Genomic DNA, 12,734 nt, shown 5'->3' on the forward strand with positions numbered 1-12,734 from the left:
CCGCTTCACATTTTTCCGGATCTTGCCTTAGGGGAGAAGACACATGCTGGGCCGGCTCAACCATGTCGCGATCGCGACCAAGGACGCCGTCAAGGCCGCCAGGATCTATGGCGCCGCGTTCGGCGCCGAGATTTCGGAGGCTGTCGCGCTGCCAGAGCACGGCGTGACCACCGTGTTCGCGACGCTCCCCAACACCAAGATCGAATTCATCGAGCCGCTCGGCGAGACCTCGCCGATCGCAAAATTCCTCGAGCGCAATGCCGACGGCGGCATCCACCATGTCTGCTACGAGGTCGTCGACATCGTCGCCTCGCGCGACACGCTGGTGAAGGAGGGCGCGCGGGTGCTCGGCGACGGCGTGCCGAAGATCGGCGCCCATGGCAAGCCGGTGCTGTTCCTGCACCCGAAGGATTTTTCCGGCGCGCTGGTCGAGATCGAGCAGGCATAGGGCCGAACCATGGCCATCCAGATCTCAACCGCGATCGCAATCTACTTCGTCATCTGGTGGGTCGCGCTGTTCCTGACGCTGCCGTTCGGCGTGCGCAGCCAGCACGAGGATGGCGTCGGTGCGCCCGGCACCGACCCCGGTGCGCCGATCCTGACGCGGATGGGCCGCAAGCTGATCTGGACCACCATCATCTCGGCGATCATCTACGGCCTCGGCCTCGCGGCCTATCACGCCGGCTATCTCTCGATCGAGCGCCTGTCGAAATTGATGGGAATGCCTTTCTAGACGTTCTTGCTAGACGTTTTTGCCGACGACATTGTTTGGGGGGAACGAATGACTTTTCAGAGGATCGTCATTGCACTTCTGGTGCTGATCGTCGCCGGCATCGGCGCCATCGGCTATTTCGAATGGCGGATGGCCGCGCAGGTGCGCACCCTGAAGGCGTTCGTCGAGGGCTATGTCTTCAACGAAGCCGTGATGGCCTGCGAGCAGGCCAAGAGCTCGACGCCGTTCAAATGGAACGGGGGCAAGAGCACCTCGGTGATCGGCCTGAACTCGGCCAAGCTGGACAAATACACGGTCAGCGCCAGCTACACGCTGGTGGCGGACAGCGTCTACTGTGATTACGATCCGATCAAAAGAAAAGCCGAGATCGGCTCCAGCTTTTTGGAGCGGGAGTAACGATCCGGCGCTGGCAGGCATGAGCGCGCCGCCGCCTGCTCGATGCGGCGCGAGTTCGCGCACGCCCGATCGGCCGCTTACGCAGTCGGGCTAGATCGCTCGGCGTTGTCGGCCGGCGATGAGCCCGTAGACGAACAGCACGATGATCGCGCCGACGACTGCACCGATCAGTCCCGCACCTTCTTCGGCACGATACCAGCCGAGCGCCTGCCCGAGATAAGTCGCAACGAAGGCGCCGACGATCCCGAGGATGGTCGTCAGGATGAAGCCGGACGGCTCGTTGTCGCCAGGCATGATGAACTTGGCGATCACGCCGGCGACGAAGCCGATGATGATTGTCCAGAGAACACCCATTTCCACACCTCTTCCAGGTTAAGCGGCAACAGCTATGCCTCAGGCAGACGTCCATCCGGCGTGTATTTGTCGACCGCCGAGGGCAATTCCCGGGATAGCCTTGTGAGGATCTCGTCTTGCGAGAGCCCCGTCTGCTGTTCGAGCTTCTCCAGAACGTCGGAGCCGATCGCATTCCTCAGCTCAGGCGACGAAATCTCCTTGTTGGGTCCGGGCTTCACCCATGAATCGGCGACTTCACCCTGGCCGTTCTGGTTGAACCGCTCCAGGAGCTCGCCAATACCGCCATTGAGCAGGCCCCCGATCCCGCCCGCGCCGAGCATGCCGCCCAGATTGCCGAGCACTCCCCCGGGCGGCTGCTGACTGCCCGCGGACGAGCCGCCGGTCGCACCTTTCAGCAGCTCAGCCAACTTGTCGCGGTTCTGATAGCCAGCCATAGCCAGCATCGCCAGAAGGGCAGTCATGGAGGGCATCCCGCGGTTCATTGGCAACTCCTTTAAAATCTCAGAAACGCAAAACTGTCTCAGCCCGCTTGTGTTCCAAAAATCGGCAAATCGTGGGCTCGCGACCGCGCGGCCCGGCCTGGTCGCCCGACACGGAGAACTTTGCCTGCAACTGCTCCTGGCGTGCGCCGGCGACACTCATGTGGCGGACCGCCTTGATTGCGATTACGATCCGATCAAAAGAATGGCCGGGATCGCCCAAGCTTCCCAGGAGCGGGAATTGCGATCAGGCCATGCCAAGCATGGGGTGGGATCGTCATGACCGGGGACCGGGCAGGGGACTATCGAATTCTGCATGAAGCGGCGCTGCGGGATTATCTGGCAGGCCTCCCTGATATCGCCGCACTCCTGGGCGGCGAGCCGGCCTCATGGGAGATCACCGAGGTCGGCGACGGCAATCTCAATCTCGTCTTCATCATGAAGGGCGCGCGCGGCGGCGTCGCCGTCAAGCAGGCGCTGCCTTATGTCCGCCTCGTCGGCGAGAGCTGGCCGCTGCCGCTGTCGCGGGCCCATTACGAATATCTGGCTCTGTCCCGGCAAGCCCAGCTCGCGCCCGGCCTCGTGCCGGCTTTGCTGCATCACAACGAGGCCCTGGCGCTGACGGTGATGGAGCTGCTCGAACCCCACATCATCATGCGCAAGGGGCTGGTTGCGGGAACGCAATATCCAGGCTTCGTCGGTGACATCACCACCTTCATGGCGCGAACGCTGTTCTTCACCTCCGACCTCACGCTGTCCGCGGCCGAGAAGAAGCAGGGCATCGCCGCGTTCGCCGGCAACCATGCGCTCTGCAAGATCACCGAGGATCTGATCTTCACCGATCCCTACCGCATCGCCGAACAGAACCGCTGGACTGCGCCGTATCTCGATGCCCTCGCTACAAGCCTGCGTGATGACATGGAGCTGCATGTCGCGATCTCCCGGCTGAAGCTGAAGTTCATGGCAGGCCCCGAGGCGCTGCTCCACGGCGACCTCCACACCGGCTCGATCATGGTGACGGACAACCAGACGCGGGTAATCGATCCCGAATTTGCGTTCTATGGTCCGATGGGGTTCGACGTCGGCGCCGTGATCGCCAACCTCGTGATGGCTTATTTTGCCTCCGCCGGCCACGAGCGCTCACCGGGCGAGCGGGCTGCGTTCGAGGCCTGGGTGCTGGAGACGGTCGAACAGGTCTGGAACGAGTTTGCACGAAAGTTCCTCGACCTCTGGCGGGCGAATGGCACCGGTGATGCCTATCCGGTCTCACTCTTTGCCGGCGCGCAGGGCGCTGCGCGCCTGGAGGCCGAGCGGCAGGTCTACATGCAGCGTCTGTTCGCCGACACCGCCGGCTTCGCGGCCGCAAAGACCATCCGCCGCATCTTCGGCCTTGCCCACAACATCGATTTCGAGCTGATCGAGGACCCGAAGAAGCGCGCCGTCAGCGAAGCCCGCGCGGTGCGGCTCGCACGGGCGATGATGGTGGAGACGGGGACGTTTCGGACGATCGCCGACGTTACGAGTGCTGCGCGAAAACTGCGGGATTGGCAGCCGGAGCTAGCGGGTTGAAGACGTCGCGAAGGATGGACCCGCATACTCCGTCATTGCGAGGAGTCGCGACAAAATTGCGTAGCAATTTTGCGCTAATGCGACGAAGCAATCCAGACTGCCACCGAGATTCTGGATTGCTTCGCTTCGCTCGCAATGACGGGGAGGGAGCGCAGGCTGGCCCTCAATACAGCCGCATCGGCAGCGGGACGCCCTCGGGTCCGACCAGCAGCCCCCAGGTCTCGTTGACGGCGACCTCGAACGCACGCGTCTGGGCCGCGCTGCCTTTGAGCTTGAGGGTGATCTTGTACTTGCCCGGCGGCAGATCGATCTTCTGGCCATCAGGCAATTTGTCCGCGGCGGCGTCGGAGTCCATCAGGTTCTCTCCGGCGTGAGCCGCCAGTCTGATGGTTCGCTCATTGACCGTGATGTCGGCCGCTTCATCGGTCTTGTTGCCGAGCAACAACATCACTTGTCCCGGCGCCGGCCGGATTTTGGCCGTGGCGGCCAACGGCTTGCGCAGCGCAAGGTCGGCGATCGTTGTGTTGTCCTGACGGACGAGCCGGAGCAGCGCCGGCCCGTCCGACGTCGTGAAGGCGACAACGGCCCTGTCTGGCTCGACGACGGCACCGTCGTTCTCGGTCCAGCCGCGTTTTTCGAGTGCAGCGCGATAGAAGCCGAGCACGGCCTCGAGACCGAGCGGCGTCTCGACGTGAGCCGACCTCATGAAGGGCGAATTCTTCGCGGTCATCAGGGCCCAACGGTCGACCAGCGGCAGGCCCATGTCGTCGGACATTTTGGCCTCGAATGTCCGGCCCGTGGCTTGTGTCAGAAGCCCGATAGTGCCGCAGAGCAGGCGCTCGCCAAGATAGTCCGGGGCGCAACGGTCCCTTGTCGCCCACCATGTATCGTCGACAAATCCGCTTGACCGCTTGGTGTGGGACCAATTGATTTGAATGTTTTTCGTCGCGCCGTCGCGGGCAGGGTCCAGCGTGACGGGGATCGCCATCGCCGCTGTCGCGGCGACCAGACTGCCGGCGAGCAGAATACCTAGCGTTCGGCGGGTCATTTTTTGCGCGATCCCTTGGGCTCAGATAACGATCCTGAGCTTGGTCGCGTCGATCACGGAAAATGTTCACTATCCCTGGTCGCCGGATGACGCACCGCGTCAATCGACGGCTTGCATCGCCGGACGGATGCAACCTGACTTCCGGGTCCTCCATCGAAGAGCCGCCTTCCGGAACTGACATTGGTCTCCATCAAAAACGAAGCTTGCGCTCGACGGGCAACGAATGATCAAATCCCTGATCGGAATACCTGCGCTGGTGGGGACACACACACATGATGTTCAGGATGATGGCGATCGTCGCGGGCTTGGGACTGGCGCTCGCTGGATCTGCGGAGGCCCAGACGCCGCGCAAGGGCGGAACCATCCGCATGACAGCGCCCTATGGCTCGAGTTTCACCAGCCTGGACATTCACACCACACAGCGCGCCCAGGACGAGATCTACGCCAAGGCGCTGCATCGTTCGCTCTACATCTGGAATTCTGCGGAAGGAAAGCCGGTCCTGGAGCTTGCCAAGGAGGATGTGGTCTCGGGCGGAGGCCTCGTTCACACCTTCAAGCTGCGCGATGACGCCTATTTCCACCATGGCCGCAAGATGACGGCCGACGATATCATCTGGTCGTACACCCGCATCATGGACGGCACCAAGGCCTATCCCGGCGCGCGGTTTGTCCGCGTGATCGAGGGCGCGGCCGCGGTCGAAAAGGGCCAGGCCAAGGAGATCTCCGGGCTGAAGAAGATCGACGACCTCACCGTTGAGATGAAGCTGACCGAGAAGGTCGATCCCGGCTTCTACTTCTTCACCGCGCTGACCTCGATCTATCCCGCCGACGAGGGTGCCAAGGAGAGTTTTATCCAGAAGCCGATCGGTCTCGGGCCCTTCAAATTCGTCGAGCACGTACCGGGATCGCGCATTGTCCTGGAGCGGTGGGACCGGTTCTACAAGCCCGGCAAGCCCTACGCCGACAAGATCGTCGTGTCGATCATGGGCGAGGCCGCGGCGCGCGATGTCGCTTTCCGCAACAAGGAGGTCGACACCTCGGTGCTCGGGCCCGCGCAATATGTGGCCTACCAGTCCGACGCCAATCTCAAGGGCACCATCGTCGAGGTCGCCGAGGTCTTCACCCGCTACATGGGCATGAATCCGTCATTCAAGCCGTTCGCCGACAAGCGCGTGAGACAGGCGATCAACTACGCGATCGATACCGACCTGATCATCAACAAGCTGGTCAAGGGCAAGGCCTATCGCGCCACCAGCTGGCTGCCGCTGACCTCGCCCGCTTACGACAAGGCGATGAAGCCGTACGCTTACGATCCCGCCAAGGCGAAGCAGCTGCTTAACGAGGCCGGCTATCCCAACGGCTTCGAGTTCGAATGGACCACCAGCCAGAACGAAAGCTGGGGCTTGCCGATCGTCGCGGCCGTGATCCCCATGCTGGACAAGGTCGGCATCAAGGCGAAGGTCAAGCAGGTTGAGACCGCGGTGCTGGCGGAGGTGGTTCGCACCGGCGACTACCAGGCCTTCATCTATTCCCAGGCGAGCGGGCCCGATCCCCAGGCGGCCCTCAAATGCTTCCACTCGTCGACGCCGCAGCCAGCCTGCAACTACATGATCTTCAAGAACGCCGATTTCGACAAGATCGTCGACGAGGCCGGGCAGGCCGACGACCCGGCAAAGCGGGCCCAGCTGCTGCAAAAGGCCAATGCGCTGCTCTATGAGGAGGCACCGGTCTGGTTCTTCAACTACAACAAGGCGGTCATGGCGGTGCAGCCATGGCTCAAGGGGATTCAGCTGAACGCGACGGAGCTGACCCATCAGAACGTCGAAGACCTCTGGGTCGACGAGACCTCGCCCGCGAAGTGACATGCGCTCTCGCGCTCCCTCCGTCGCCACAGACGATGGAGGGAGAGAGGAAAAGTGCCGATGCTCTCCTTCCTGTTCCGTCGCCTGCTGCAAACCGTTCCGACCGTGCTTGCCGTCGTGCTGCTGGTCTTCGTGTTGTTCAGCGTGGTTCCCGGCAGCATCGTCTCCTCCATGAGCGACGACAGCGATCCGCAGGTCGAGCTGCGCATGAAGAAGCAGCTCGGCCTCGACGATCCCGTTTACGTGCGTTTCGGCGTCTACATTGCCAAGCTCGCGACCGGTGATTTCGGCACCTCGTTCCGGACCCGCGAGCCTGTCACGACCATGATCGCCAAGCGGGCTTGGCCGACGCTGCAACTGATCTTCGCGGCCATGGCGTTTTCCGTCGTGATCGGCGTGCCGCTTGGCTTCATCGCGGCACTGCGACCGGGCGGAATCGTTGATACGCTTGCCATGGTCGTCGCGGTATCGGGCCTTTCCATCGCCAAATTCTGGCTCGGACTTGTTCTGATGTACCTGTTCGCGTTGAAGCTCGGCTGGCTGCCGAGTTTCGGCTATGGCGACGGCGGACTGAAATATCTGCTGCTGCCGGCCGTGACCCTCGGCGTCTCGCCCATGGCGCTGTTTGCCCGGACGACGCGCGCCGCGGTCCTCGAGATCATGACCGCCGATTTCGTCCGCACCGCGCGCTCCAAGGGCATGAGCGAGACGCGGGTGGTGAAGTGGCACGTGATGCGCAACGCGCTCGTCATCATTCTCACCACCGTCGGCCTGCAATTCGGCGCGCTGATGGGGCAGGCGGTCGTGGTCGAGAAACTGTTCTCGTGGCCAGGCATCGGCTCATTGCTGGTCGACAGTGTCTTGCAGCGCGACATTCCGGCGGTCCAGGGCTCCATTCTCGTGGTGGTGCTGGCCTTTCTCGCGATCAATCTGCTGATCGATTTGCTCTACGGCGTGATCGATCCCAGGATCAGATACGCATGAAGCTCCGCGCCAATCTCGTCATCGGTGGGGTGTTGTTCGCGCTGGCGATCCTGGTCGGTTTGCTCGCGCCCTGGCTGGCGCACACCGATCCCGTCATGGACGCGAATTTGATGAACGCGGAGGAGCCCCCGAGCTGGACCTGGTGGTTCGGGACCGACGACCAGGGCCGTGACATCTATTCCCGCGTCGTGTACGGCGCGCGGGTCTCGCTGACGGTCGGTATCATCTCTCAGCTCATCAACAGCGTCATCGGCGTGGCCCTGGGGCTGAGTGCCGGCTATTTTGGCGGCTGGTGGGACGATGTCGTCAACGCCCTGACCAATCTCATGCTCGCGATCCCCTCGTTGATCTTCGCGCTCGCGATCATGGCGGTGCTCGGACCCGGCCTGACCAGCCTGCTCATCGCGCTCGGGCTGACCAACTGGTCCTTCACGTGCCGGATCGCGCGGGCCTCGGCGCTGTCGCTGAGGAGCCAGGGCTATGTGCAGGCTGCGACCGTGCTGGGCTACGGCGATCTGCGCATCATGATCACGCAGCTGTTGCCGAACATGCTGGGCCCCATCATCGTTATCGGCACGCTGGGTATGGGCAGCGCGGTGTTGTCCGAAGCCGCATTGTCGTTTCTCGGCCTCGGCGTCCGTCCGCCGTTTCCCAGCTGGGGCAGCATGCTGTCGGAGGCCCGCGAGCAGATCACGACGGCGCCGTGGCTCTCGGTGTTTCCGGGCCTGGCCATCTTCCTGACGGTGCTTGGCCTCAACCTGCTCGGCGATGGCCTGCGCGACATGCTCGATCCCCAATCGCGGAGCCGGCGGACATGACCGGCGCGCCGCTGATCGAAGTCGAGGATTTGCGCATCGATCTCGACGACGGATCGAGGCGCGTCGCGGCGGCCGAGGGCGTTTCGTTCCGCATCTCACGCGGCGAGACGTTCGGCCTCGTCGGCGAATCCGGTTGCGGCAAGAGCATCACGGCGCTCGCCTTGATCGGGCTGTTGCGGCCGCCGCTCTCGATCGGCGGCGGCCTCATCCGGTTCGAGGGACAGGAGATCCAGCACCTTTCGGCGGCCAAACAGCGGGAGTTGCGCGGCAACCGCATTGCCATGATCTTCCAGGAGCCGATGACGGCACTGAACCCCGTCTCGCCCGTGGGCCGGCAGATCGCCGAGATGTTCGTGCTGCACAAGGGCAAGAGCTGGCGGGAAGCGAGCCGGTTGGCGGTGGAGGCGCTGGCGAGCGTCCGCGTCCCCGCGCCCGAGCGCCGCGTCCACGATTACCCGCACCAGCTCTCCGGCGGCATGCGCCAGCGCGTGATGATCGCGATTGCGCTCGCCTGCGGTCCGGATCTCCTCATCGCCGATGAGCCGACCACAGCGCTCGACGTCACCGTGCAGGCCGAGATCATCGAGCTGATGCGGAATTTGTGCGCCGAGCGTGGAACGGCCATCCTGATGATCAGCCATGATCTCGGCCTGGTCGCGAACGTCTGCCGCCGCGTCGCCGTGATGTATGCCGGCCGCATCGTCGAGGAGCGGGGTTCGGCCGATATCTTCCGCTCGCCCTCGCACCCCTATACGCAAGGCCTGGTCGCCTCGCTGCCGAGGCTCGGCAGCCGCGCTGCGCTCGGGCGCACCAGGCTCAAGGAGATCGCGGGCGTCGTCCCGGCGATCACGAATTTCCCCGATGGCTGCCGGTTCAATCCGCGCTGCGCGCAGGCGACCGAGATATGCCGGACAGTCGTGCCGGAGACGGATTGGCTGGACGCCGGCGGCCTGGTCAGGTGTCATCACCATGCATGAGCCGCAAAACATGCTGGGTGAGCGGAGGCCGGACGATGACCTCATCCTCAGCGTTAGGGATCTCGCGGTTCACTTTCCGCTCGGTGGCGGCCTGCTGGGCCGCGGCAAGCGGATGCTCCGGGCTGTCGATGGCGTCGATCTCAAGCTGAAGCGCGGCGAATGCCTCGGCCTCGTCGGTGAGTCCGGCTCCGGCAAGTCGACGGTCGCATTGTCGATCCTTGGCCTGCTGACGCCGACGCGCGGCCGCATCGTGCTGGACGGGCAGGTCGTGAGGAGCAGGCAATCCGGCGATCGGAAGGCGTTGGCGCGCACCGTGCAGATGGTGTTTCAGGACCCCTACGCCTCGCTCAATCCGCGCCAGACCGTTCGCCGCACGCTGGAGGATCCCCTGCGTGTGCACGGCGTCACCGCGAGGAGCGAGATCGAGGATCGCGTCGCGACCATGCTGCGGCATGTCGGCTTGCGGCCCGAGCAGTCGGGCCGCTACCCGCATGAATTCTCCGGCGGCCAGCGCCAGCGCATCGGCATTGCCCGTGCGCTGATCCTCAACCCGAAAATCGTCATCTGCGACGAGCCGGTCTCGGCACTCGACGTCTCGATCCGCGCCCAGATCATCAACCTGCTGCTGGAACTGAAGGACACTCTCGGCCTGTCCTACATCATGATCAGCCACGACCTCGGCGTCGTCGAGCACATGAGCGACCGCGTCGCGGTGATGTATCTCGGCCGCATCGTCGAGAACGGCCACTGGCGCGAGATCTTCGAACGTCCGGCGCACCCCTATACGCAGGCCCTGATCGCCGCGATTCCTGATCCGCTACACCATGCCCCGCTGGCGACCACAGGCGGCGACCTTCCCAACCCGCTCAATCCGCCGAACGGCTGCGCCTTCAGCCCAAGATGCCGGTACGCCGAGGCTGTGTGCCGGAGCGAGCCCGGGCCGTCGCTGGAGACGCGAGCCGATGGACATGCCGTGAGGTGCTGGCGGGCAGACGAGATCGGTGCAGCGGGCCTTGCCCTATCACCGTCACCCTGAGGTGGCCGCTTCTTCAGCGGCCCTCGAAGGACGACGGCCCGGCTGGCAGCGTGGCCGGTCATCCTTCGAGGCTCCGCATGCGATGCTTTCGCATCGCCTGCTCCGCACCTCAGGATGACGGGTCCTCGCACGACGTTTCACTTCAGCCCGGCCAACACGACATCACGCACCACCCGGACAGGCGGCATCCATTGCTGCTCGTCGGCGTAGTTTCCGCAGGTGATGGCGACCACGATGCCGAGGTCGGGCATCGCGAACAGCCGCTGGCCGCCATAGCCGAAGCCGCCGATCCAGTGCGTGATCGGGCGGTGCGGCGGCTGGCCGTATTGCAGGTCGCCGCTGTACCAGAAATAGCCGTATCGGCGCTGCTCGTCACATGGGACGTACGGCTGGAACGATTTCGCGAGCCAGTCCGACGAAACGACCTGACGCCCATCCCATTGCCCGCGGTTGAGGATCAATTGCCCGACGCGCGCGAGATCGCGCGGCGTCATACGCAGTCCTGATGCGGGCGCGGGCTGCCCGTTAAAGCCCTTGGTCCATTCGGTTGGTCCGATCCCGAGGGGATCGAACAGGTTTGCGCGCGCGAAATCCGGCAGCGAGTGACCGACGCCTTTCACCAGCAGTTGTCCGATCAGCTCGGTGCCGGCCGCGCCGTAGATCCAGCGGGTGCCGGGATCGGAAATGAAAGGCCGGCTGAAGATGTAGCGCAGGCGATCGGGCGCCTGCTCCATCTGAATTTCGCTGTTGGTCGGGTCCTGGTAGGGAATGTCCTCGTTCCAATCGAACCCCAGCGTCATGGTGAGCGCGTGCGCGATGGTCAGACGCTGGAGGCGGGGATCGGTCGCGGCGGCGGCGCATTCGGGGAATTGCGCGATCAGATTCTGGTCGGGCGCGGGCACCTTGCGGAGGTCGAGCGCGATGCCATAGAGCAGGCCGAGAATGCTTTTCGTGACCGAGCGCAGGTCGTGCAGCGTGTCGGGGCCGAAGGCGACGCTGCCGCGCGGAGCACCCCAGACTTCGTCCTCGCCGGCGAAATAGCGTTCGAGCACGAGCTTGCCCATGCGCGTGACGACGACACCATGCAGGCCCCAGGCGCGTTTGTCCGCAATCGCCTTGTCGAGCCGCTCATCGAGGTCGGGCGCGAAGCCGGCGTCGGCTGGGTTGATCGATCGCCATTCGAACTGAGCGGAGGCAAGCGGGCCTGTCGTCAAGAGAAGCGCTCCTGCACCCGCAAGGGCAGCGCGACGATCGATGACAGCCATTCGGGCGCTCGCTCCACGGGGCACGCGATCGGTGCCATGATGAAGTTGTGCTCCTGCATTGCCCGACGTGTCAAACGTCAGCGCGGTGGCATTCACGCAATTGTAGTTTGATAAGCAGCTGAACTTCCTTACAGTTTCTACTGTGCATGGGGTTGTTTTCGCGTTTTTTGTTTTGGGCTCGTCTAGTCCGCCGCCTTTTCCCTCAGCCGCTGCGCATAGACGTTGATGACAAGCGCTGCCAAGAGGATCAGGCCGCGGATCAGGATCTTCAGGAAGCTGTCGATGTTGACGTGGTCGAGGCCGTTATTGAGAACACCGAGAACGAAAAGCCCGACGATGGTGTTGCCAATGCCGCCGCGGCCGCCGAACAGGCTGGTGCCGCCGACCACGACGGCGGCGATGGAGTCGAGCAGATAGGTGTCGAACTCGTTCTGCTGCGCGCTGCCGAAATGGGCGACGCCCAGCATGCCGCCGATGCCGGAACACACCGCCGAGATCACCATGACGGCGCCGAGGATGAGCTTGACGTTGAGGCCGGAATATTCGGCCGCTTCGCGGTTGCCGCCGACCATGTAGACGTAACGGCCGAAGCGCGTGTAGGTCAGCACCAGATGGCCGCCGAGCAGCATCAGCGCGGCGATGATGACGAGCCAGGGGATGCCGCCGATCGAGCCCGAGCCGAGCGTGGTGATCAGGCTGGGCACCTTGTAGGCGATCTGGCCGCGCACCAGCAGCGCGGAGATGCCGGCGGCGATCTGCATCATCGCCAGCGTCATGATGAAGGAGGGGATGCCGATCACGGTCAGCCCCAGCGCGTTGACGAGGCCGAGCAGGGCGCAGAGCAGGATCGACAGGATGATCGCGACCGCGCCTGGCAGCGGAATGTTGGCGATGTTGACGTAGGATTCCTGCAGCGTGAAGTAGGCGACCGCGATGCCGGTGACGTTGGCGATGCTGGCGATCGAGAGGTCGATCTCGGCGCAGAGGATCACGAAGGTGAGGCCGACCGCGATGATGCCCGTGACCGACACTTGCGTGAGGATGTTGCCGAGATTGTCGAGCGTCGCGAAGGAGGGGCTTGCGAAGGCGAAGAAGCCGGACAGGAAGATTAGTGTCAGGAACGGGGCGATGTTGCGCATCTGCGAGCGCAGGAAGGGCGCAACGCCTCGCGCCCGCTGCCCCGCCGCCAAAGCCGTTTCGCTGCTCATGTGCT

The 12,734-nt window shown here is 63.9% G+C and carries 14 protein-coding genes; 9 read left to right on the plus strand and 5 right to left on the minus strand.

Going from position 1 to position 12,734, the window contains the following annotated elements; genetic code table 11:
* Window positions 1-43 precede the first annotated feature (43 nt).
* From mce to XH81_RS07845, 3 genes are read left to right on the plus strand one after another with little or no spacing between them, the layout of a single operon-like run.
* The gene (mce, locus tag XH81_RS07835) at window positions 44-448 is read left to right on the plus strand and encodes a methylmalonyl-CoA epimerase (protein WP_028141468.1); all 405 of its coding nucleotides are present in this window, start codon (window positions 44-46) and stop codon (window positions 446-448) included.
* A 9-nt stretch (window positions 449-457) separates the two neighbouring features.
* The gene (locus XH81_RS07840; RefSeq protein ID WP_028141469.1) at window positions 458-733 is read left to right on the plus strand and encodes a DUF1467 family protein; all 276 of its coding nucleotides are present in this window, start codon (window positions 458-460) and stop codon (window positions 731-733) included.
* A gap of 48 nt (window positions 734-781) precedes the next feature.
* On the plus strand, window positions 782-1,129 hold the full coding sequence (locus XH81_RS07845) for a hypothetical protein (RefSeq protein WP_028141470.1): 348 nt from the start codon (window positions 782-784) through the stop codon (window positions 1,127-1,129).
* 90 nt (window positions 1,130-1,219) lie between these two features.
* On the opposite strand, the gene XH81_RS07850 is transcribed toward XH81_RS07845, so the two are convergent.
* The gene (locus XH81_RS07850; protein ID WP_028141471.1) at window positions 1,220-1,483 is read right to left on the minus strand and encodes a GlsB/YeaQ/YmgE family stress response membrane protein; all 264 of its coding nucleotides are present in this window, start codon (window positions 1,481-1,483) and stop codon (window positions 1,220-1,222) included.
* A 32-nt stretch (window positions 1,484-1,515) separates the two neighbouring features.
* Window positions 1,516-1,965, minus strand: a complete 450-nt coding sequence (locus tag XH81_RS07855; RefSeq protein ID WP_028141472.1) for a YidB family protein — start codon at window positions 1,963-1,965, stop codon at window positions 1,516-1,518.
* Between the two features lie 276 nt (window positions 1,966-2,241).
* On the opposite strand from XH81_RS07855, the gene mtnK reads away from it, so the two are divergent.
* Window positions 2,242-3,531 carry an S-methyl-5-thioribose kinase gene (gene mtnK, locus XH81_RS07860; protein ID WP_028141474.1) on the plus strand — a complete coding sequence of 430 codons (1,290 nt, stop codon included), beginning with the start codon at window positions 2,242-2,244 and terminating at the stop codon, window positions 3,529-3,531.
* Window positions 3,532-3,694: 163 nt separating this feature from the next.
* Here the strand turns inward: mtnK and XH81_RS07865 are convergent, their stop codons facing one another.
* Complete coding sequence (locus XH81_RS07865; RefSeq protein ID WP_028141475.1) at window positions 3,695-4,579, minus strand: hypothetical protein; 885 nt, start codon at window positions 4,577-4,579, stop codon at window positions 3,695-3,697.
* Between the two features lie 272 nt (window positions 4,580-4,851).
* On the opposite strand from XH81_RS07865, the gene XH81_RS07870 reads away from it, so the two are divergent.
* Genes XH81_RS07870 through XH81_RS07890 form a run of 5 tightly spaced genes read left to right on the plus strand, consistent with a single transcriptional unit; the run spans window position 4,852 to window position 10,256 of the window.
* Window positions 4,852-6,441: an ABC transporter substrate-binding protein gene (locus tag XH81_RS07870; protein WP_028141476.1), complete on the plus strand. Its 1,590-nt coding sequence runs from the start codon at window positions 4,852-4,854 to the stop codon at window positions 6,439-6,441.
* A gap of 60 nt (window positions 6,442-6,501) precedes the next feature.
* Entirely contained in the window at window positions 6,502-7,425 is a 924-nt protein-coding gene (locus tag XH81_RS07875; protein WP_028141477.1) for an ABC transporter permease, read from the plus strand.
* The gene (locus tag XH81_RS07880; RefSeq protein ID WP_028141478.1) at window positions 7,422-8,243 is read left to right on the plus strand and encodes an ABC transporter permease; all 822 of its coding nucleotides are present in this window, start codon (window positions 7,422-7,424) and stop codon (window positions 8,241-8,243) included. Before XH81_RS07875 ends, XH81_RS07880 begins: the two co-directional genes overlap by 4 nt.
* A complete protein-coding gene (locus XH81_RS07885) occupies window positions 8,240-9,220 on the plus strand; it encodes an ABC transporter ATP-binding protein (RefSeq protein ID WP_028141479.1) in 981 nt (326 codons plus the stop codon). The genes XH81_RS07880 and XH81_RS07885 overlap by 4 nt, the downstream gene beginning before the upstream one ends.
* Window positions 9,213-10,256 (plus strand): ABC transporter ATP-binding protein, encoded by a 1,044-nt coding sequence (locus XH81_RS07890; RefSeq protein ID WP_028141480.1) that lies wholly within the window; start codon window positions 9,213-9,215, stop codon window positions 10,254-10,256. The genes XH81_RS07885 and XH81_RS07890 overlap by 8 nt, the downstream gene beginning before the upstream one ends.
* 137 nt (window positions 10,257-10,393) lie before the next feature.
* Here XH81_RS07890 and XH81_RS07895 read toward each other — a convergent pair whose 3' ends face one another.
* Complete coding sequence (locus XH81_RS07895) at window positions 10,394-11,470, minus strand: serine hydrolase domain-containing protein (protein WP_028141481.1); 1,077 nt, start codon at window positions 11,468-11,470, stop codon at window positions 10,394-10,396.
* 233 nt (window positions 11,471-11,703) lie between these two features.
* Window positions 11,704-12,729, minus strand: coding sequence for an ABC transporter permease (locus XH81_RS07900; protein ID WP_028141482.1), 1,026 nt, complete (start codon window positions 12,727-12,729; stop codon window positions 11,704-11,706).
* Between the last annotated feature and the right edge of the window lie 5 nt (window positions 12,730-12,734).

This window comes from Bradyrhizobium sp. CCBAU 25360, assembly GCF_028128695.1.
Lineage (GTDB): Bacteria > Pseudomonadota > Alphaproteobacteria > Rhizobiales > Xanthobacteraceae > Bradyrhizobium > Bradyrhizobium ottawaense.

Bases quoted from the DNA above. Each gene is read 5' to 3' on its own strand.
- XH81_RS07840 (WP_028141469.1), top strand. From the start codon at position 458: ATGGCCATCCAGATCTCAACCGCGATCGCAATCTACTTCGTCATCTGG.
- XH81_RS07880 (WP_028141478.1), top strand. From the start codon at position 7,422: ATGAAGCTCCGCGCCAATCTCGTCATCGGTGGGGTGTTGTTCGCGCTG.
- XH81_RS07900 (WP_028141482.1), bottom strand. From the start codon at position 12,729: ATGAGCAGCGAAACGGCTTTGGCGGCGGGGCAGCGGGCGCGAGGCGTT.
- XH81_RS07850 (WP_028141471.1), bottom strand. From the start codon at position 1,483: ATGGGTGTTCTCTGGACAATCATCATCGGCTTCGTCGCCGGCGTGATC.
- mce (WP_028141468.1), top strand. From the start codon at position 44: ATGCTGGGCCGGCTCAACCATGTCGCGATCGCGACCAAGGACGCCGTC.
- XH81_RS07865 (WP_028141475.1), bottom strand. From the start codon at position 4,579: ATGACCCGCCGAACGCTAGGTATTCTGCTCGCCGGCAGTCTGGTCGCC.
- XH81_RS07885 (WP_028141479.1), top strand. From the start codon at position 8,240: ATGACCGGCGCGCCGCTGATCGAAGTCGAGGATTTGCGCATCGATCTC.
- XH81_RS07845 (WP_028141470.1), top strand. From the start codon at position 782: ATGACTTTTCAGAGGATCGTCATTGCACTTCTGGTGCTGATCGTCGCC.
- XH81_RS07890 (WP_028141480.1), top strand. From the start codon at position 9,213: ATGCATGAGCCGCAAAACATGCTGGGTGAGCGGAGGCCGGACGATGAC.
- XH81_RS07870 (WP_028141476.1), top strand. From the start codon at position 4,852: ATGATGTTCAGGATGATGGCGATCGTCGCGGGCTTGGGACTGGCGCTC.
- mtnK (WP_028141474.1), top strand. From the start codon at position 2,242: ATGACCGGGGACCGGGCAGGGGACTATCGAATTCTGCATGAAGCGGCG.
- XH81_RS07855 (WP_028141472.1), bottom strand. From the start codon at position 1,965: ATGAACCGCGGGATGCCCTCCATGACTGCCCTTCTGGCGATGCTGGCT.
- XH81_RS07875 (WP_028141477.1), top strand. From the start codon at position 6,502: ATGCTCTCCTTCCTGTTCCGTCGCCTGCTGCAAACCGTTCCGACCGTG.